19 protein-coding genes are annotated in these 20,223 nt (G+C 33.8%); 7 read left to right on the top strand and 12 right to left on the bottom strand.

Annotated elements, in window-relative coordinates:
* The first annotated feature begins 159 nt into the window (after positions 1–159).
* A complete protein-coding gene (locus tag WAX78_RS22625; protein WP_336484297.1) occupies positions 160–327 on the top strand; it encodes a hypothetical protein in 168 nt (55 codons plus the stop codon).
* A 777-nt stretch (positions 328–1,104) separates the two neighbouring features.
* On the opposite strand, the gene WAX78_RS22620 is transcribed toward WAX78_RS22625, so the two are convergent.
* Positions 1,105–1,566 (bottom strand): hypothetical protein, encoded by a 462-nt coding sequence (locus tag WAX78_RS22620; protein WP_336484374.1) that lies wholly within the window; start codon positions 1,564–1,566, stop codon positions 1,105–1,107.
* 430 nt (positions 1,567–1,996) lie between these two features.
* Here WAX78_RS22620 and WAX78_RS22615 point away from each other — a divergent pair, with 430 nt between their 5' ends.
* Positions 1,997–2,470 carry a hypothetical protein gene (locus tag WAX78_RS22615; protein ID WP_336484296.1) on the top strand — a complete coding sequence of 158 codons (474 nt, stop codon included), beginning with the start codon at positions 1,997–1,999 and terminating at the stop codon, positions 2,468–2,470.
* Positions 2,471–2,734: 264 nt separating this feature from the next.
* Here WAX78_RS22615 and WAX78_RS22610 read toward each other — a convergent pair whose 3' ends face one another.
* The 6 genes from WAX78_RS22610 to WAX78_RS22585 all read right to left on the bottom strand — a co-directional run bounded on the left by WAX78_RS22610 (position 2,735) and on the right by WAX78_RS22585 (position 6,810).
* Positions 2,735–3,247, bottom strand: a complete 513-nt coding sequence (locus tag WAX78_RS22610) for a GNAT family N-acetyltransferase (RefSeq protein WP_336484373.1) — start codon at positions 3,245–3,247, stop codon at positions 2,735–2,737.
* 341 nt (positions 3,248–3,588) lie between these two features.
* Complete coding sequence (locus WAX78_RS22605) at positions 3,589–3,951, bottom strand: MmcQ/YjbR family DNA-binding protein (protein WP_336484295.1); 363 nt, start codon at positions 3,949–3,951, stop codon at positions 3,589–3,591.
* 53 nt (positions 3,952–4,004) lie between these two features.
* Positions 4,005–4,238, bottom strand: coding sequence for a hypothetical protein (locus WAX78_RS22600; protein ID WP_336484294.1), 234 nt, complete (start codon positions 4,236–4,238; stop codon positions 4,005–4,007).
* Positions 4,213–5,013, bottom strand: a complete 801-nt coding sequence (locus tag WAX78_RS22595; RefSeq protein WP_336484293.1) for an ABC transporter permease — start codon at positions 5,011–5,013, stop codon at positions 4,213–4,215. Before WAX78_RS22595 ends, WAX78_RS22600 begins: the two co-directional genes overlap by 26 nt.
* 5 nt (positions 5,014–5,018) lie before the next feature.
* A complete protein-coding gene (locus tag WAX78_RS22590) occupies positions 5,019–5,789 on the bottom strand; it encodes an ABC transporter permease (RefSeq protein WP_336484292.1) in 771 nt (256 codons plus the stop codon).
* Positions 5,782–6,810, bottom strand: a complete 1,029-nt coding sequence (locus WAX78_RS22585) for an ABC transporter ATP-binding protein (RefSeq protein ID WP_336484291.1) — start codon at positions 6,808–6,810, stop codon at positions 5,782–5,784. Before WAX78_RS22585 ends, WAX78_RS22590 begins: the two co-directional genes overlap by 8 nt.
* A 673-nt stretch (positions 6,811–7,483) precedes the next feature.
* On the opposite strand from WAX78_RS22585, the gene WAX78_RS22580 reads away from it, so the two are divergent.
* The 5 genes from WAX78_RS22580 (at position 7,484) to WAX78_RS22560 (ending at position 13,090) form a co-directional block, all read left to right on the top strand.
* The gene (locus WAX78_RS22580) at positions 7,484–8,431 is read left to right on the top strand and encodes an aldo/keto reductase family protein (protein WP_336484290.1); all 948 of its coding nucleotides are present in this window, start codon (positions 7,484–7,486) and stop codon (positions 8,429–8,431) included.
* 383 nt (positions 8,432–8,814) lie between these two features.
* A complete protein-coding gene (locus WAX78_RS22575; protein WP_336484289.1) occupies positions 8,815–9,666 on the top strand; it encodes a hypothetical protein in 852 nt (283 codons plus the stop codon).
* Positions 9,667–9,821: 155 nt separating this feature from the next.
* On the top strand, positions 9,822–10,109 hold the full coding sequence (locus WAX78_RS22570; protein ID WP_336484288.1) for a hypothetical protein: 288 nt from the start codon (positions 9,822–9,824) through the stop codon (positions 10,107–10,109).
* Positions 10,110–10,201: 92 nt separating this feature from the next.
* A complete protein-coding gene (locus tag WAX78_RS22565) occupies positions 10,202–11,188 on the top strand; it encodes an LLM class flavin-dependent oxidoreductase (RefSeq protein ID WP_336484287.1) in 987 nt (328 codons plus the stop codon).
* A 534-nt stretch (positions 11,189–11,722) separates the two neighbouring features.
* Positions 11,723–13,090, top strand: a complete 1,368-nt coding sequence (locus WAX78_RS22560; RefSeq protein ID WP_336484286.1) for an Nramp family divalent metal transporter — start codon at positions 11,723–11,725, stop codon at positions 13,088–13,090.
* Between the two features lie 298 nt (positions 13,091–13,388).
* Here WAX78_RS22560 and WAX78_RS22555 read toward each other — a convergent pair whose 3' ends face one another.
* From WAX78_RS22555 to WAX78_RS22530, 5 genes are all read right to left on the bottom strand, one after another.
* Entirely contained in the window at positions 13,389–14,027 is a 639-nt protein-coding gene (locus tag WAX78_RS22555; protein WP_336484285.1) for an alanyl-tRNA editing protein, read from the bottom strand.
* A gap of 181 nt (positions 14,028–14,208) precedes the next feature.
* Positions 14,209–14,751, bottom strand: a complete 543-nt coding sequence (locus WAX78_RS22550; protein ID WP_336484284.1) for a DUF1003 domain-containing protein — start codon at positions 14,749–14,751, stop codon at positions 14,209–14,211.
* A 333-nt stretch (positions 14,752–15,084) separates the two neighbouring features.
* Positions 15,085–15,273 (bottom strand): hypothetical protein, encoded by a 189-nt coding sequence (locus WAX78_RS22545; RefSeq protein ID WP_336484283.1) that lies wholly within the window; start codon positions 15,271–15,273, stop codon positions 15,085–15,087.
* Between the two features lie 176 nt (positions 15,274–15,449).
* Positions 15,450–15,836: a YidH family protein gene (locus WAX78_RS22540; protein WP_336484282.1), complete on the bottom strand. Its 387-nt coding sequence runs from the start codon at positions 15,834–15,836 to the stop codon at positions 15,450–15,452.
* 613 nt (positions 15,837–16,449) lie between these two features.
* A complete protein-coding gene (locus WAX78_RS22530) occupies positions 16,450–19,815 on the bottom strand; it encodes a glycosyltransferase (protein WP_336484372.1) in 3,366 nt (1,121 codons plus the stop codon).
* Positions 19,816–20,223: the final 408 nt, after the last annotated feature.

Genomic DNA, 20,223 nt, shown 5'->3' with positions numbered 1-20,223 from the left:
TGTTTTTATTAGTTAGTTTTTAATACTTCTTCCCACTGTACCTATTTTGCATAATGTAGGAATTTATGTGGTAATGGACCAAATGTAACTTATGACTTTTAACACTTTCTAGGCATTACACATACAGTAATATAAAAGTTTTTTTGAGGGGGCCTACACATGAATCAAGAATCACAAACAATTGTAGAATTGCAAGAAGCTAAGGAGTCATATACAGGTCATGTAATTCTAATAGGTGGAACCATTTTATTTTTAATTGGACTAAGCATTCTAGCAAGCATAGATTATAAAAAGATTATTCGTCTTCTAGATCAATCTACAGCATAATGGGTCCCGCTAACATTTCGTAGTGTCTTAATGAATGTTTACTGTGTTTTGCTAGTACTACCCCATTCGGAAAATCGAATAAATTTCACATAGGCACATATGGTGTGATGTAGGAATCTGTTCAAGTTGTTACTAGTGACGGTGCCCTAACGGATGGAGCTGCAGCCACTATCCTGTATACTATCCCTTAACTCAATCTATAAATCAAAGAGGCTGACTCAAAAGTTCGTTGAATGACGAATCTTTTGAGTCAAGTTTTTATTTTATGAAATTTGATAAAAAATAACTGATAAAAAGAGGTGCAAACACTACAAATTTAAACCGACATCATTTCACTATAGATATTTCTATACTGATAAAAAATTTGTTTAGTTTTATAACAAGGAAAACTGCCCAATAATCAAAATGGGCAGTCTTCCTTGTTTCAGTTATCCAATTTAATCTTTATGTCGGAAATTACTTAGCGTATAAAATCTGCGTTTTTTGGATGCCACCTCATACCTATCAACTTAAGATTTTGAAGTGCACCCAAAACGAAATTTTTTCTCGCTACATTCATTTATGATAATTAAGTTCACTTTTTTCGTTTTGGGGTATTTTTATTTGTTAGCTTGATGGCGATGGGGCGGAATCCCAATATGGACTATTGGGGGTTATTGCATTATCTCTTCTTTAGGTTGGGTAAAAAAGAAGATAAAAGTAATTAAAGAAATAGCTAGAAGAAAAACTCCATTTTTAGATGGTTGAATAGTAGGAATATCCGTTAAAGCCATGTCATCATTCCTTTGTAAGTGTTTTTAATAAATTAGGATTAACATCAAAATGTTTGGACACAATCTTTTGAAAGAAAGTATAATCTCTTTTCAAGTGAGGAAGAGTAGGTTCAAGTTTAGGAACACCAAAAATGGGTCCACTAACATTAATGGTAAATCTGCCAGGTGCAATAAAGCTACCCGTAACACCAATTTCATCATTGAGTATTAAAACGGCGAGGATAACGTCTATTACATCAATAATCACATTCGTAGTTTGTTTTTCAAATTTACCTTCGATTCGACCTTCCCCTGTTAATGGTCCTCCTAATGAAACGCGAAACCCTCCTGATGTCACAAAAACTCCTATAATGGTGATTTGTCCCGTTAACAATAGTGCGACTGTCACAATATTGAGATCGCGTTGGATAGACCGTATGACTTGTATATTTTTTGTAATTTCAACGTTTTTTTCCAATATTGTCACACCCTCTAGATACATATTATTCTGAGCGATGTTAAATGTGAGGAAGGATAAGTATGAAATATAGGAATTTATGTAATAGTGAACCGGATTATTTTCAATAGTCACATTAATTATAAAAATACATAATATAACTTTATGATAAATGTGAATTAGACCTCCATTTATTACAACCCGCCATCGGCGGGACTTTAAAAAGAAGTGCGAAGCGCACTTCTTTTCTTTGTAATCACTACACATCACATTGTTAATATAATTACGGACAAGCCTTCTTGTTATTAAATAGTACTAACTACTCTCCTTTCACATAATCAGTGCTATCGGAAGCAGCTATCCATTCTCCCATATTTTATCGCTAATCATTTAGTACATATCACCTTTTATTTCAGGAAATAGTAAATAAGATAAAATCCTGTACTTTGGAGGTTGGAATATGCGAAAGATAACAGTTGTTCTTTTTTGTATGGTGTGTTTTATATTCAGTAGCAATATATTAGCGAAAGCTTCCTCGTTTAGTGATCTGCCTATTTCAAAGTCCTCTGAACGTTGGTATTTAAAAATTAATAAATCTGACGATGAGCCCAGGCTTTCAAAACCAAAACCAGGCCTAGTTAATACATATAGTCTAGATGTGAAGAACATGGGGAAAAATGCTTATAATTTAGATGTAGATATATACAGTAACTTTAATGATTCCAAAACTTTGCGGGCAAACATGGACGCACCAGAAACTGAAAGAACAGTTCCCAATAATGAATTCCATTTTTCTAACTTTCCTGTGTCAGTAAAAGCAAAGGGTATTACCGTTATCATTACATGGGAGGAAGAGCTACCTAAGACATTCTCTGATGGTAAAACGATAAAAGCAAGAAAATATAAAGAAATATTTGTGTTCGATCAAAAGTAAATGATAAAAAGCTCTCCTTAAAACTAGAGAGCTTTTTATCATCTATTTAGGTATGAATATCATATATACAAAGTTGATATAACGCATGTTATTGAAAGTAAAAAAGCGAATCATTTCTTAACCATCCAATGACAAAAAGAGGTGCAATTTGCACTGAACTCCAAAAGTTAGACTTTTTCGAAGTGATTCCTTACTCCAATTTTTCTTTTAGTTATCATCCAGTTTCGATACGATTTCAAGTATGATTTTTGAAAATCTGCTAAATCATAGTTCTATCCAATAACGCTGAACAATTTCGCCAGTATCAGGGGAAATTACTTCATTTTCTAAGATACCACCAACTTTTTGAATGGTTTTGGCAGAACCGATATTTGCTTTGTCACAAGTTATCAACACTTTCTCTAACCCTAATTTTTTCACTTCAATTAAGGAAAGCTGAAGTTGCTCAGTGGCGTAACCCTTTCGACGTTCTTCAGGGTGCACGCTATAACCGATATGTCCGCTCTCCATCAGTAATTCTGGCGTTAATCGATGGCGGATATTGATTAAACCGACTAATTCCCCATTTTCAATGCTCAAAAACTGAGTGGATGGAACTCGATTTGGCGGTAAATTTTCTCCTTTTTCTTGAATTTTGACTTTTTCAAGCCATTCGTCAATGGAATCAAAATGTTGCAAGGAACAACTACCATACGGTTGTTCTCTTGAATTTAGGAATGCCTGCCGATAAGCCATGATTTGTTTCCTATGGTGGTGTGTTGGTTTTACTAATTTCATTGTCATCATCTTTCTCCTATATCATTTTTTATTCCAGTTTATAACATTCAGAATAAAGCGAATAGAGTAAGAGGAGTTTTTCTTTTTAGTCCCTCAGCACCAAACTTTTTATACAGGCTAATCCATTGTCTAACTCGTTCAAAGTATTCTTCAATAATACGCAATTTTAATTCAAAATCATATTTAACCAAAATAAACACCCTAATAGTTAGATTTTTGGTCTAACTATTAGGGTGCACATCACCCAAACCATGAACTTTTTTAGTGTCTATGATTAGGAGTACAGTTCACATTAAGTCCTTTTTTAGTTCTTTAATCTCATCCGTTCATTGTTTCATGCTCTATTCCCTACTACCAATTTCTTTTTGAATCTTTTTAGGCAACTTTTGAAAAACTAGTTCATAGGAATGAATAATTAACTTCTCCCATAACTCTTTAGGAATATCAGCATCTAAATAAATGGAATTCCAGTGCACTTTATTCAGGTAATATCCAGGGATAATATCTTCGTATGATTCCCTTAAATATTCAGCACGCTCTGGATTACATTTCAATGATAGTATAGGCTTGCCCACTGAATCCCCACCAAACATAGCAAACATTTTCCCTCCCACTTGATAACGATCTGCTTGCCATTCTATTTTGTAATCATGAATTGCTCCAGGCTGATTTCGACAATAATCTTCTAATATATGTTTCTCCATAACTAGACTCCTTATGTAAAAATTTATCACTACTAGCCCAAACAGCATTTATCTCAAATCATATGCCGACTTCCAGTTTGATACGTAAATAATACAACTGGTTCTTTGTAGTTCCAATTGCTTAACTCCTCCTGAATTAACTCTCGATGTTTTTTTGAAATATCAAGAATTGCATTTCCAATCGACTTTCTTGCATATTCATCAGGGTCATTCTTTAAATTTGAAAATAAATTTGTAGTTACTTCAGAGGGGTTCTTAAAATCAACTTCCTGTACTCGTAAATACACTTAATCCATATTTCCAGAAACGATAAGCAATGAAACATAGTATTATGGCAACGAATGGTGTGCACAAAGAAATCCATTTGTACCCCTTATCAAAGAAAAAGGCAGCTGGATAAAAAGATGTAAAACTGTAAGGAATAATAAATGTTAAAATAAATGCTATAACTTTATTATAGATAGTAATTGGATAACGTGAAAAATCGCTTAAACTAAATACCGCTGATACAACAGGAATACTATCTGTCATCCAAAAGGAAAACGTAATAAAAAACAGATTTAATGCAACAAAAATAAACCCACTAGAAATAATCATGACAAGCAGCATTAATACATTTCCTACTGTCATAGCAATATCTAAATTACTAATGGAATAATAAAGAACAACTCCCCCTATTATAAGTTGGCCAAATCCATCCTGTTGAACGCGCTCTGCTACAATTTGGAACAGTGGGTTAATAGGGCGGATAAGCAAACGGTCTAAATTTCCTGTCCGAATGTATTGCCATCCAATCGTCCACAAGTTATCAAAGAAAATATGATGAATTGCCCTTCCTGCAAAGGCAATGCCATAGATTAAAAGGATTTGATAGAAATTCCACCCCTTTAAAGTTTCAATATGATCAAATACCACTTTTATAAAAAAAATAGATGCAAATTGTTGAATAAAAACAGACGAAATCCCTATAAGAAAGTCTACTTTATACTCCATCATAACTTTTAAATGCTGTTTAAAATAGACAGTGTACAAGAATGCGTACCGTTTAAGAGTGTGTAACACGCCACTCACCCCCCAAATATTGTGATTTTCCGAATTGCGAGAGCCCATAAGAATCGGGCAAGAACTGCAATGAGAATGAACCATATAAATTGTGTCGCAATGGCTATGTAAGCCGCAGAACCTGAAATAGCACCTGTATAAATAGAAACAGGTATATAGACCATAGACTGAAATGGTAAGAATATACTAATCTCTTGAAACCAGTGTGGATAAAGCGATAATGGGACGAGTGCACCAGAACAGAACTGAATAATAGAGTCTCGCAGAAGGCGCAGCCCCCATACGTTAACGGTCCAGAATGCTAATATACCAATAATAAGGTCTAATTGTGTCCCGATTAAAACACCTAATATTACACTGATGATAAATAATCCAAAAGACTCTAATGATTGTGGTAGTTCTATCCCTATAAACCAAATGGAAAACAGTAACATAGGAAACGTTGTCCGAATAGAATTAGAAATTTTTTGTCCTATATCCATAGCTACCAGTTTGTCTAACAAATGGTACGGCTTCATAAGTTCCAGTGCTATGTCGCCTTGTTTAATCATTCTAGCTAAATTGTCCCCAACGCCTGATACATATTGTTCCAATAATAAAGCAATCACCATATAAGTTAGCATATTAGTTAGTGAAAGTGCTCCAACAGTCTGTTTATTCTCGTAAACAGCAGTCCAAAAATAATACAACGTACATAATTTAACAATAATCGCAAATGTACCTGCCCAATACCATGCTGCATAAGAAGTATCTAGCTTTATCTGCACTTTAAGCATTTCCCAATATTTCCTCAAGGGATTCCTCACCTCCATGCTGATAAAGATCTTTAATAATCGTCTCTAATTTAGGATTTGAAATAGTCAAGTCTGATATTTTATTGTGTCTTGCGAGTTCTGAAAGCACAAATTCAGATGAAACAGTCTTTGTGTGAAAACTTAGCTCTACGTGAGATAAATTTTCTGCTTCACTCTTATGTATCACGATATCATTTTGTAATGATACAGGAATTTCAAACATTGTGTGCTCTTCTAATTCTAAAGATAGGATGCGATTATAAGAAAAACGATCTTTAAGATCCTGTAAGTCTCCATCATACATAATAGACCCTTTATCAATAATAATAATCCGCTGGCAAAGCTCTTCTATATCCTGCATATCATGTGTAGTTAATACAACTGTTGCGTCCAGTTTCTTATTCATTTCCTTAATAAAACTACGTATTTTCACCTTTACATCAATATCTAGACCAATTGTAGGTTCATCTAGGAACACAACAGAAGGTTGATGAAGAAAAGCAGCAGCCAACTCACAACGCATTTTTTGTCCGAGTGATAACTGGCGAACAGGTAATGGCATTAAAGTCCCTAGATCCAATACATCCTCAAATAAATACAACATTTCCTGATATTTTGTTTCTGGTATCTCATAAACATGTTTTAATAGTTCAAAAGATTCCCGCACTGGAATATCCCAAGCAAGTTGTGTACGTTGGCCAAAAACGGCTCCAATATTTTTAGCATTTTCCTGTCGGTTTTTGTATGGAATAATTCCATTCACCTTAATTTCGCCAGTATCTGGAGTTAAGATTCCACACAACATCTTAATAGTGGTTGACTTTCCAGCACCGTTGAATCCGATATACCCGACCATTTCTCCTTTTTCAACAGAAAAAGAAATTGGTTTTACTGCTTGCTTATCATAATATTTACGTTTTATTAAAGCTTTTATTGCACCCATTAAACCTGGCTTTCGCTCTAAAATCTTATAGCTTTTCGTAACATTCTTTACTTCAATCATTTATAAATCCCCTACTTCCCCTTTTACAAATATTAGCCGTTATACAGCTAAAGTATTATAGCAATCAAATAAATTCCTTCATTCTATTACACCTGCCTTCTATAAAATAAAGGTTAATTGTAGATTATAAACTAACATCCCTTTCTACGAAAACGTTTGCATAAATAGAAACTAGTATAATTTTACAGTAGCATTTAAATATTATCAATAAATTTAAGAAAAGGATTAATTATACAACGATCTAATGATGATAAAGTTGCATATAAAATTGTTTCAATTGAAACGATTTTATATGCAAACCCTTGCAAAAATAGCCTAACAAGACAAGTAATTATTCTTACATACTTATGCGTAGTTCTCTCAAAGGAACATATCGATTACCAATGGTCAACAAAAGATCCATTACGATTACTACTGCTTCCAAAAATCATTAGTGATTTTGAGAGAAATAACGTATTTCCCATGAAAGAATTGAAATAACATTTGTTTTCTCCGAATTACAATAGTTGAAGGAAAAAGAGAATAAAACATTGAAAATATTAAAAAATCTCATTTTTATATAAGTATCAATAGCATTAAAAATTCATTTAACTAAATATTAAGGATTTAGGAAAATATATACCGTCTATCGTTCCACCTTAATAAATACTAAATTATGTTATGGGGGATATATTTGAAATATAACAGACTAGGAAAATCAGGTTTAAAAATTAGTGAAATTAGTTTAGGGAGTTACTTAACATTCGGAGAAAAAGGTACAGAAAAAGATGCCATACGAACGATCCATAAGGCATTTGATCTAGGAATTAATTCATTTGATACAGCAAACGTGTATCAAAATGGTGAAGCTGAAAGGATTTTAGCATCTGCTTTGAAATCATTTGCTAGGGACGAATATGTGTTAGCGACAAAAGCATATTGGGCTACCGGAAAAGGGCCTAACAGCAAAGGACTATCACGGAAACATATTGTGGAACAGGTACATGCAAGCTTAAAAAGAATGAGTCTTGAATACATTGATATTTTCTATTGTCACAGTTACGATTATGAAACTCCAGTAGAAGAAACCCTAAGAGCAATTGATGATTTAATTAAACAAGGAAAAATACTATACGCTGGGGTAAGTAACTGGAATTCGGAACAAATTGAGGAGGCTATACATATCTCTGACACGTATTTAATAAATCGAATTGTTGTGAATCAATGTGAATACAGTCTGCTTAAGCGGGACATAGAGAAAAACATCGTTCCTGTTTCTGAAAAGTTAGGAATATCACAAATCGTTTTTAGTCCACTTGCTCAAGGCATCTTAACTGGTAAGTATAACAATCGCACCCCAGAAAACAGCAGAGCAAATAATCCAAATGTAAATAAATTCTTTAAAAAGCTTTTTACAAAGGAGTCACTACTCACGGCACAAAGATTAGAAAATATAGCCAAGACTTGCAACATGTCTTTAACTGAATTCGCAATCGCTTGGGTACTACGGCAAAAAAGTGTAGCTAGTGCGTTAACAGGTGCTTCTACCCCTCAACAAATTGAAGAAACTGTAAAAGCTGTGTCTAAACAAATTCCTGAGGAAATTTCAATAGAAATAGAGCACGTACTTTTAAAATCATAAAGTTTGTTCAAATGACTGTTATATGCTTAATGATACATGATGAAACAGACTAGAATACACAAGGAAGACTACTAGGACAGGACTTTGGTAATTATAAGATTTCAGAAACGATTCCTATGTTTAAGGAGTTAAATCAATGGATATTGGTATTCGGGCAGAGATTAACTAGTGATTCTATTCCTATAGGTACAGATGTACAGGAAATTAAATAAGTAGAATAAAAAAACGATAAATTGTTCAATTCCTGAGGGTTTTATCAATACTAAAGGAATGAGATCCCACAACATTATCCCAATACGAAGATAAATTTACGTATCCATAATATACAAAATAATGTTAGGGAATTATAACCTTTGATACCACCCTGAAGGGGATATATTACAATGAAAATAATGCTCGTTATCTTACTCTCATTAAGGATTTTAAACCCTTCTTCAATACTTATTTTCGCTAATGAGAATCAGAAAGAAAATCTAATGAAAATTGTTAAAGAGTTTAAACCGTCAAATTCGCTACTTGTAAGCCCTGAAAATCCTTTTTCTACAAAGACAATTCAACTCTACGACTTCAACCAGGATGGGCAGAAAGAAATAATCGCTACTTTTCAAATTAAAGCAAAAGAACAATCCTCTCCCTCTCAGTTTGGAGTAATGGTTTTAAAGAAAGAAAATAATAATTGGCAAAAAATTTGGGAGACAAAAACTCAAGGCGTGGGTTTGGAGTTTTCAGGTTTAGCCGATATTACTGGTGATGGTATAAAAGAATATTTATTTGGTGTTACGATTGGTGCAGCAGCAGGAAATAAACTTGAAGTTTTCCAGTGGAATGATAACTCATTCAAAAAGATTGCAGATGTTCCTTATCATAAGATGAATATTTTGGACGAAAATCAAAAGATAGGTTTAGCAGTTTGGCAGTGGTATATTGCTGATAGCTACCTTGTAGATGTATTAAAATGGGACGGTAAAAAATTGGCTTTTGATGAAGAATTATATTCTCGATACTATCCTACCATTGAAAAATTCTATAACGATAAAATTTCAGAAATGGATGCCTGGTTTTATTGGTATTGTCTTGCGGATGCTCAAATAAAAGCAAATTTATTGGAAGAAGCCCCTAAATCCATTCAAAAAGGGCGTTCATTAGCAAAGCAATTATCGATGCCAGATGTAGTTCAAAGTTTTAACGAATTAACTAGCAGACTTGAAGAAAAGAAAAAACACTTTTCCAACTAAAAACAGTAAATGCCCTGTTTAACCAGGGCATTTACTGTTTTTCTTTTAAAGCTCTAATGAAATAACATAATTGACAATATGCACAGTGCTGTTATAATGGTACATCGGTATAAAAATAACAAAATGGTGATTTTGAGAAAAAAGGATGTGTAATTATGAAACAACATAACGAACAAGCGAGTGGAAAAGGTCAAAAAATTAAAGTTGAGCGTGTACAAACTGGCATGAGAATGGAAAAAAGAATGGTAAAAGTTTTAAAAGCAATGGCAGAATATCACGATATTTCACTAGGCGTTCTTCTTGAAAGAATTGTTCTTCATGCTTTTGAAAACAAACCTATGTTTAGCCAAGAGAGCCTCGAAAAGGTTAAAGCTATAAAAGAAGTTTACGACATGGATTATGGTTTAGAAATAAGTCGTCAGTGGAATGATTCGGAAAACTAAAATGATTATTTTTAAGTATAGTATCATCTTGAGTTTTTGTAATCTATCCGTGAAGTAAAGAAGTTAAATAAAATTCTCTGGAGTGAAATTAAATGAAATTTAGCACATTAACGATATTTGACCATTACCCAAATCAATCATCCCGAACACCGCACCAATTCTACAACGAGGTATTGGAACAAGCTGTACGAGCTGAAGAAATGAATTTTGATGGGGTATGGTTTACAGAGCATCATTTCGCAGATTTTGGCATCAACCCCTCTCCAGCAGTTATGCTCGCTGCGGTATCTCAACGGACGAATAGAATTCGTCTTGGTGTGGGTGTTTCAGTACTTCCATTACATAATCCTTTACGAATTGCGGAAGATTATGCGGTTGTCGATCTTTTATCAAACGGGAGATTAGATTTGGGATTAGGTAGTGGATATAATCAGAAGGAATTTGATGGTTATAATGTTTCATTAGAGGATAAAGCGGAGCGATTTAACGAATCTCTAGAAGTGTTAAAGAAAGCATGGTCAGGTAAGCCTTTTTCTCATCAAGGGGACTTTTTTCAATATAAAGAAATCAAGCTTAGTGTCCAGCCAATTCAAGCTCCGTTTCCCCCTCACTGGATTGCAACCTCTAGTGAAAAAGGTGCTACTCATGTTGCCAATATGGGAAGTAATTTCATGGGGCTTGGTTTTAGCAAATCACGAGATGAATTAGCGAAGCTTATTGATACATACAAAAATGTGTATCAAAAATCAGGACATGGTAATCCAGATCAATTAGAAATCCCCGTTGCCTTCCATGTTCATGTTGGTGAAACATCTGCAGAAGCTGAATCAAATGCAAAAGGTCCTTATCAATTATTTATGAATACCCCACATGGGAAAAATATCTCATATGAGGTCCTTAAACAAAATTTTAATCCAGTAATCGGAAGTCCCGATGAAGTTATTAAACAAATTCATTCTTACCGTGAAATAGGTGTTACAAACTTTATGGCAGTAATGAATTTTGGTGGATTAGAACATCATAAAGTGCTTTCATCCTTAGACTTATTTGGTAAGTATGTAATTCCTGCTTGTAAGTGAAAATTTGACAGGGCACATTGCACCTTAAAAATGATTTTATTTACCATTTTTCTAAAGAGTTTAAGAATGGACAAAAAATAAACCCTCAAAATTTCCCGTTAGTCATCCATGCTGCGGTATATTTGTGGGTAACAAAATGCCTTAATTTAACGGGTATGGAGGTACTGCCACATCCCCGTTAAATTAAGGAGAATTCGTGTTTCAGCTTTTGAGCCATACGAGATATACCTCAACCAATTGAACCCCTTTCGTGCTTCCTATGTTGTCTGTTAACAAGTACATATATTTCATGGCAGAAGTAAGCAAATTTATATTCACCTCCCTTCTCTCTTGTGCATAAAATTTAATCACATATCATATTTTTACACTAGACTAAAAAAGTTGGTCATGGTAAAAATTTAAAGTAAAGCACCACATTTTTGGTACAAGAAAAAACCAAACCATATTTTAGATTTTTAAATATGAAAAAACACTATATTATCTATCACCTTAAGTGAACCAAATTAACACAGGCTAAAAAGGGGAGGAAACGTTATGGATGAATTAGAAACAGTCAAAGCGCAAAATGCGGCTGCTGTGTCACACCAGGAAGGATGGCGTCAACAAAACAGCGATCCTAGTTTACGAGAAGTGCACAAAAGTATGAGGATACCGAAGAAAGGAAATGCCCTTCGAAAGCTCCTTGCATTTATGGGACCAGGTTATCTTGTTGCAGTAGGGTACATGGATCCTGGAAACTGGGCTACATCGATAGCTGGCGGGTCTGCTTATAACTATACGTTATTATCTGTCATTTTAATTTCTAACTTTATGGCTATTATTTTGCAGGCACTATCTGCAAAGTTGGGGATTGTAACAGGAAGAGACTTAGCGCAAGCATGTCGGGATCATTATAGTAAGCCTGTTTCGTTTGCTTTATGGGTTTTATGTGAATTGGCTATTGCAGCTTGTGATTTAGCGGAAGTAATAGGTTCCGCTATCGCATTAAATCTTTTATTTCACATTCCTCTTGTATGGGGTGTATGCATTACTTCATTTGATATCTTACTAGTACTATTATTGCAAAATAAAGGATTTCGCTATATTGAAGTTATTGTCATTAGTTTAATTGTAACAATTTCCGTTTGTTTTGGTGTGGAACTTTTTATGTCGCAACCACAACTGAGTGAGATTGCAAAAGGCTTTGTTCCAAGTAAAGAAATTATTCAAAATCCACAAATGCTGTTTATTGCACTTGGAATTTTAGGAGCTACGGTCATGCCACATAATTTGTATTTACATTCTTCTATCGTGCAAACGAGAAATTATGAAGAAACGCCTAAAGGAAAACGAGAAGCGATTAAATTTTCAGTGATTGACTCTACTATCGCATTAATGTTAGCTTTATTTGTTAATGCATCAATTTTAATATTGGCAGCGTCTGCTTTTTATAAAACAGGACATACCGAAGTAGCAGAAATCCAGGATGCCTATCAATTGTTAAATCCGATTCTTGGAAGCGGGATTGCGAGCGTATTATTTGCGGTTGCTTTATTAGCCTCAGGACAAAATTCTACGTTAACAGGAACGTTAGCTGGGCAAATTGTAATGGAAGGTTTTTTAAATATTCGTTTACGACCATGGATTCGCCGCTTAATTACGCGTTTAATCGCAATTATACCTGCGGTAATTGTGACACTAATATATGGAGAAAAAGGAACCACGGATCTTTTAGTATTAAGCCAGGTTATCCTATCTCTTCAACTTTCATTTGCAGTTATTCCACTTGTTATGTTTACTAGTGACAAAAAGAAAATGGGCGAATTTGCAAACTCACTTTGGACTAAAGTAATCGCTTGGTTTATTGCTATTGTTATCGCCATTTTAAATGCCTATCTACTCTTTACTACATTTTCAGGATGAATGTATTCTAAATATGGAGTATTTGTATTATTCCCATTAATCTACACTACAGAAATAGAAGAAGTCCCTTGTGTTTGAAGGGACTTCTTCTATTCTCAATCTTCTTTATTAGAATGAAATGAAAAACCAACTAACATAATAAAAAACCTCCTGTTTAACCAGGAGATTTTCTACCTTTCTTCTTTTTAAAGTTTTATAACAACTTTTTTACAATATCAGAAACACCTTGATTACATAGGTCCCGTTATAGGAGGTTCATTGCTACATACTATATGGCCTTATATTTATTTACAAAAGACTAAGCAACATAAATCTCAATTCGTTCTTTTCCTTTTCCAATATTTTTTCTTTTTAAGGTGATCTCTCCAATTTCTCCCGTTTTCTTTAAATGAGTCCCGCCGCAGGCAACTTTGGAAAATTCGCTGATTTCCCATGTCCGACGCTCGTTTTCTTCATCGCTAAAGCTACTAATGATATCATAGTTTGCTTGCACCAACATATTTGCCTCTTGTTGTAAAAGCGGAAAGTATGTAGATATATTTTCATCCATTTCAAAGTCGATGCGAGATTTATCCTGTGCAATATGTGCACCAATCTTATATACGTCTCCAATCCGTTTATATACGAGTTCTAAAATGATTTCTGCTGCAAAATGTAGTCGCATCAATCTGTATCTTCTATCCCAATCTATTTTCATTGTAATGATGTCGTTCACACACAACGTATGTCCCTCTTCTACTGTGTAAATGATCTCCTTCTGTTGCTTTCTTGCTTGTAAGACATGATATGCTCCAATTGTTCCTGTATCACTTTCTTGTCCTCCTGAAAAGGCATAGAATATAGTTTGTTCAACAGTTAAATCAGTCCCATCTACACTCGTAATTCGAGTTTGTAACTCAGTCAGATAAGGATTGTCCCAAAATACTTTCTTTGTCATTTTGATATCCCCTTTCCAAGTCAATGTGTAATCTCCCTAAAATGTTTGTTATAGCGTAACATATGCATTGTATACTAAACAATATAAAGTGAACCTTCCATCAAATAATATAAAAAAAGCTAATCATCTATTTATATTCTGTAAATAGATGATTAGCTTTTGATTTATAAAAGCAATATATTTATTTTGTCTTTAATTGTTTCAATAAATCTTTAATTTCATTTAATTCACCTTCTATACGGTGAAGATGACTTTGCATATCATCAATTTCTTGCTCTGCTTTATAATTAATTGCAAAGTCAATAACAGATTCATGTTTGTCACGTGCAGCTTGACGGTTTTGGCTCATCATAATAACAGGAGCTTGAAACGCTGCTATAAAAGATAAACATAAGTTCAGCAAAATGAATGGTGGAGCATCAAAGTGTGCTCCTTTTGTGATAGACAAGCTATTCCAAATAATCCAGACACCAAGAAAACATGCAAACCAGATGATGAATCGCCAGCTACCTCCAAACTGTGCAATTTTATCAGCTAGTCGATCTGCCCACTTTGTTCGTTGTGTATATGCACTATCAAGTTGATGAAGGATTTCTGATTCATATCGATCTACAAGTCGGTCAATACGCGTTAAGCTTTCTTGGTTTAAGTCAATATCAAAACCTTGGATTTTCGAAGCTTCTTCTTTTTGTCCTTTAATTTGATTCCAGATTTTTTGTACCATTATACAAACCTCCTCACTTATTGAGGAGTCATCTTTCTGAAATTCACATGAAGCAGAAACCATTCTTACGCAGTAATCCACTTCGGATATTCAGTTGTATGACTGCCTCTGATGTCGATCTTATATCCGACTCTCCTATGCTCGGATTACTCATAAAACAGTTCCACCTCACCTTTTTTAAAATCCTTTCTCATTATATGTTATCTCGTCTCTTCTGACTATGCGTTTATTGTAAACTATATTTTAATTATCTTACATTTTCACATAAAGAACATTCATATAAACAACAGTTTATGAATATACCCTAAATCATGCATTTCCATCATGCTTTGTTTAAGTTACCTTGTTATTTAGTAAATGAAACATACGTTGATGGTGATCTGTTATTAGACTATTTAACTTTTCTACATGATTATGGTTGAGATGTTTTCCTAATTTCCAAGGCACTTTTTCTTTATATTGTTGATCTCCTGTAAAATCTGCTTGGTTTTGTTCTTTAAATGGAATATTACCTTCGTTCATTATTTACTCTCCTTTATACTTAAAATGGATAAATATTGACAAGGTATTCATATAATTCCTTTTTATAGCTTATTACATTCTCATTCGAATGATAAATTTCCTTTTGTATATTCTATACACTTGAGGTTTACATAACCTAACATTATGAGTAGTGAAACTTTATATTTTTGTTTTGTTTATACTAACAATATGAAATAAAATGCAACAATTACAATAGTTACCATAACTAATACAGATACCCATATAATTAATGCTCTAGGGGCTCGAAATGTTTGAGAATTAATCCCTTTTCGTTTATCGAGATAATTGATTGTTGCAAAAATAATAATTATCACTCCAAACAAAATTGAACCTAATCCAATTCCAGTAGCAAATTCATTATATAATGGTGTAAGTTCTCCACGAATGGCATGATGTAAATTCGCCACAAGAAAACCTAGACCACAAATTGCAATAGCGGTACGTATCCAAGCTAAATATGTTCTTTCATTTGCTAAATGTTGTTGAATATATTTAGAATCTATGGTTTCCGATAACTTTACTTTTGTATTAGACTGTTTCATCACAGATTTCTCCAATCAATCAGAGTTTTATGAACAGACAACATATCCTTTTTACGCCTGTACTATTATAATAAACAAGCTTTTAATGCTACAAATGTAATTGACTCTGATTTAAATAATCAATAAATACAATTTACACTGTAATCTACATTTTTTCTATTTTACAATTCCCTCTATTTTATGTAATAATTTGTTGCCATACCCTTGATAATGCAATAATTCACCTACCCATAAAAAATTAATATGTTTGAAAATTCATTCTTTTTAGACCGTTAGATCGAAACAGCATATCATTTCTAAAGTAATAATGCCAGTTAATTCTATAAGGGATAATCATATATCAAATTCATGTGTGATTAACATAATATCTAATTATCAGTAATCAATATATCTAGAAATCCATAAAAAACCTCTCCAGATAACTAAAGGAACTTTTCATTTACATGCCCTAGATTATTAGAAGCGAAAAATCCTCATATACCAAACTAAAAACTACGTTTTATTATGCACAACGGGTATATGTCTTTCAATCATACAAGTAAAATATTGGTTGTTACCACCGTTACGGTGAACTGTAACACGACTAAAAAAAGAGAGCAGGTTATCTGCTCTCTTATGATGCCTCATTATGCCGAGGGGATTGCTCAACACTTCCCATTCGCTTAAGTTTATTCCACCCTACCGCTATTCCTCGAATAGAAGAAAGTATGGATTTGATTACAACGTAAGTCATAAATTGACGATAAATAAGGCGTTGTAAAATTAACCAAACTAGTGGCTTAGGATTTTCCTTTTCTAATTTAAAAGCAAAGAGTGAAGCAAGAAAATCAATTCCAAAGAATAAAAGGTAAAATCCCAAAACTTTTAGGGGATGACTACTAAATATACCCATAATCATTAATAGATCTGCTAATGGAGAAATCGACTGCAAAATAAATTGGAATATCCACATATTTGGTAGCGCAACAAATCCTAATGTTTTATGCTTTACATTAAATAAAGCTTTTCGATGCTTCCAAAGACACTGCAGTGTTCCATACGTCCAACGATAACGCTGTTTAATGAGACTTTTCACATCTTCAGGCGACTCCGTATAGGCATATGCTTTTTCTTCATATACAACTCGATATCCTTGACGCAAAAGAGTTAGAGTAAGATCCGTATCTTCCGCAAGTGTATCTTCACTTAAATATCCCGCTTTTTTCACACGTTTCTTATGCCATGCTCCGATAGCCCCAGGAACTACAGTGATACAATTTAACTCATCAAAGGCTCTTCGCTCTAAATTAAAGCCTGTAATGTATTCAACATGTTGCCATGTAGTCAACAGATTTCGTCTATTTCCCACTTTAACATTACCTGAAACTGCCGCTACGTTATGATCTTCAAAATGTCTAACCATTAAAGAAATAGCATCTTGAGCAATAATGGTATCAGCATCTAAAGAAATAACAATTTCTCCTCGCGATTTTTGGAACCCTAAATTCATCGCGGAGGCTTTACCACCATTTTCTTTTTGAATTAAACAAACTTTAGGATGTTTATGAAATGCTTCTTGGATTGCTTTTGACGTACCATCTTTTGATCCGTCATCAACAATAATGATTTCAAAATCATGATAATCACTATCCAAAATAGAACGAATCGTCTTAGCAATAACCTTTTCTTCATTATATGCTGCTATCACAACACTAACGAAAGGTTGATAAGTAGAGTTAGTAAAAGAACGAGATGTAGTTCTCCTTTTTTGCTTAAGCGCAAAATAAATTAAAAATAGAAACCGGAAAATACCTAATCCAATAGCAATATAAAAAATAGTCGTTAATGCGTGATTAAAATATCCCGCTCCTGAAAAAACAGCTCGATCGAAAGGTAAGTACGACTTATCATCAGAGGAAACAGAAGGCATAACATCATCCCGTTTTTTACCCATCAAATCTGAAATCGTCACAAAACTATATCCGTGTTTTTTTAGATTTTCAATAATAATTGGCAACGCCTCTACCGTATGGGTACGATTCCCACCTGCATCATGAAGGAGAATAACATGTCCCTCACCATTATAAATGGGTTTAAGAACACGTTTTACCAATTCATTCGTCGATGGTTGCGTCCAATCTTCAGGATCAACTTTTTCCCCGACCATTGTATAGTTCATATTTTGAGCACGCAAAATAGGTAGTATCTCATTTGGTAAATATGGCTCAGCATCTGCTTCGTATGGCGGTCTAAATAAAGACGTAGAGTGGCCAGTTATTTCTTGAATGAGTCGCTGAGTTGTATTCAACTCCACTTTTGTACGTAGTGGAGAAGTATCTGCTATGTTAGGGTGTGTAAAGGTATGATTGCCAATTTCATGTCCTTCGTCATATATCCTTTTAATAATACTGGTATTTAATTGAGCATTTTCACCAACGACAAAAAAATCCGCTTTAATTTTATACTTATTCAATATATCCAGAATTTCCGGCGTGTAATGAGGATCAGGTCCATCATCAAATGTTAGTACTACTTGTTTTCCTTTCGGTTGTCCATAGCGCTGCACTTGATATGAAGCAGGAAGCGACTGATACACTTCATCTGTAAGATAACTATCTTTGCCTACTTGGAAATCCCTGGATCCACTTTTCCCCGCACTCGTAACCCTTAAGATTTCTCCTTGCCCAGAATAATCTACTTGATCTATACTAGTGATTTTACGTAATGAGCTCAGGTCATTTTGTATCCCTGTAGGATCTTGTAATGATTTCCATACAGTAGGGTCTTCTGCTCCTAATCTCCAGAATGCAAGTCCTTTTACATTATTTTTCGATGCAATTTCCATTTGATTGTAGAGAGTAACACCATCTAAAAACCAAACAACATGTTCGTGTGCTCCTTCTTTATATCGAAAATATGGGTTCCCACTTGTCTTATCCCATTGAATTTTTAAATTTGAATCATGAACCATCTTCATGACGTCTGAGAAAGTTAAAGACTCAGCGAAATTTTTGCTATCCATTGTCCAATCATATCCATAGTTCCCGAAAGCGACTATAAGTTTTTCTGAGGGAATATCTAAATGATTAAGCGTATCCTCAAACCATTTATTTGAAGCGATTGGTCCAGGATTCCCCGCTTCATAGTGTTCATCATACATCATGACAATCATGCGATCTATTTCTTTAGCTAACGCTCCATAATCAAAGGCATTATCATCAGTAGGAACATCTTCTGTCACAAGCAAATGATGTTGGTGAAACACAGTAGTAAGTTCTTTCATAAAATTCGTTAATTCATTTCGATCTTCCTCAGGTATTGACTCAAAGTCGATATTAACACCTGCAAATTGATTAGCTTCGATTTGTTTTTCTAAATCATTAATAAACTTTGTCCGTACATTAGCAGGAGCATGCAGCAACTTATCAATCACTGCACCATCAGGACCAGAAGTTTTTTGAGTGAAGTTGTTGATTAAAGGCATAATTCTCACATGATTCGCTTTCGCTAACTGCACAATTTCAGGTTTAATCTCACTACTAATTGTTAAATCTTCATTTAAGTGATACCATTCCGGCACTAACATGGTTAATGAACGGATATTATCCTTTAAAGAGGTCGTACTATTTTCATCCCAGTTTACATAAAAGCCATAAACTTCTTTAGACTGCTTACTATTAGCTCCTAAACTTTGAGAGTATTTCGTGCCATCTATTTGGGCATTAGAGTACTTAGATTCTTCATTTTTTAATTCTTTCTGTAACTGCTGATCACTGAGTTTTTCATTAATAGATACAATTTTTTCATTTTGATTTCCAAAAAATTTCATATGCGGGAAATTCACAGTTGATAAAATACTTCGAAAGAAAAAATAAAAAACAATAATCATAATAATTATTGCGAGACATAGAAACCAATTGAAAAATATTTTTCTTCTTCCTTTAGCATCATAAAAAATAACTTTAGGCTGATTTTTCTCTTGTTGCGTTTTTTTCTCTATCATTCTTTTCATATACTCCTTTTATTTCCTCCTAGTACAAACATAAAATATTTTACTAGTTGGTGACTTCCAGCTTAATTGATTGTTGCAAGTAATTATCATGCCAAAAAACAAACTAGAATGTTCTTGCTTATTGTACGTTGCAAGCATATATACTTGCTCTTTCACTTCTTAAACAACCGCTAATAAGGATGAAATAGACTGAGGATGAATATCATATATCATGCATTAAACTGATTCTCAGTTCCTCTTATATATCATTCGAACCAATGAAACATTTTGTGGGGGTAGTTTTCTTGAATTTCATACATTCAATGGAATCAGACGTCTAATGTAAATCCTCTCCTCCTCTTCCGAAAATTTCATTATTACTACATTAAACGCTTTTTGATTAAGAAAGAACCCTTC

The organism is Bacillus yunxiaonensis, assembly GCF_037104695.1.
Classification (GTDB): domain Bacteria; phylum Bacillota; class Bacilli; order Bacillales; family Bacillaceae_G; genus Bacillus_A; species Bacillus_A yunxiaonensis.
Note: the sequence above shows the minus strand (reverse complement) of the source record. Positions and strands in the feature narration are given on the sequence as shown.

Bases quoted from the DNA above. Each gene is read 5' to 3' on its own strand.
- WAX78_RS22625 (WP_336484297.1), top strand. From the start codon at position 160: ATGAATCAAGAATCACAAACAATTGTAGAATTGCAAGAAGCTAAGGAG.
- WAX78_RS22615 (WP_336484296.1), top strand. From the start codon at position 1,997: ATGCGAAAGATAACAGTTGTTCTTTTTTGTATGGTGTGTTTTATATTC.
- WAX78_RS22610 (WP_336484373.1), bottom strand. From the start codon at position 3,247: ATGAAATTAGTAAAACCAACACACCACCATAGGAAACAAATCATGGCT.
- WAX78_RS22605 (WP_336484295.1), bottom strand. From the start codon at position 3,951: ATGGAGAAACATATATTAGAAGATTATTGTCGAAATCAGCCTGGAGCA.
- WAX78_RS22590 (WP_336484292.1), bottom strand. From the start codon at position 5,789: ATGCTTAAAGTGCAGATAAAGCTAGATACTTCTTATGCAGCATGGTAT.
- WAX78_RS22585 (WP_336484291.1), bottom strand. From the start codon at position 6,810: ATGATTGAAGTAAAGAATGTTACGAAAAGCTATAAGATTTTAGAGCGA.
- WAX78_RS22575 (WP_336484289.1), top strand. From the start codon at position 8,815: ATGAAAATAATGCTCGTTATCTTACTCTCATTAAGGATTTTAAACCCT.
- WAX78_RS22570 (WP_336484288.1), top strand. From the start codon at position 9,822: ATGAAACAACATAACGAACAAGCGAGTGGAAAAGGTCAAAAAATTAAA.
- WAX78_RS22565 (WP_336484287.1), top strand. From the start codon at position 10,202: ATGAAATTTAGCACATTAACGATATTTGACCATTACCCAAATCAATCA.
- WAX78_RS22560 (WP_336484286.1), top strand. From the start codon at position 11,723: ATGGATGAATTAGAAACAGTCAAAGCGCAAAATGCGGCTGCTGTGTCA.
- WAX78_RS22555 (WP_336484285.1), bottom strand. From the start codon at position 14,027: ATGACAAAGAAAGTATTTTGGGACAATCCTTATCTGACTGAGTTACAA.
- WAX78_RS22550 (WP_336484284.1), bottom strand. From the start codon at position 14,751: ATGGTACAAAAAATCTGGAATCAAATTAAAGGACAAAAAGAAGAAGCT.
- WAX78_RS22545 (WP_336484283.1), bottom strand. From the start codon at position 15,273: ATGAACGAAGGTAATATTCCATTTAAAGAACAAAACCAAGCAGATTTT.
- WAX78_RS22540 (WP_336484282.1), bottom strand. From the start codon at position 15,836: ATGAAACAGTCTAATACAAAAGTAAAGTTATCGGAAACCATAGATTCT.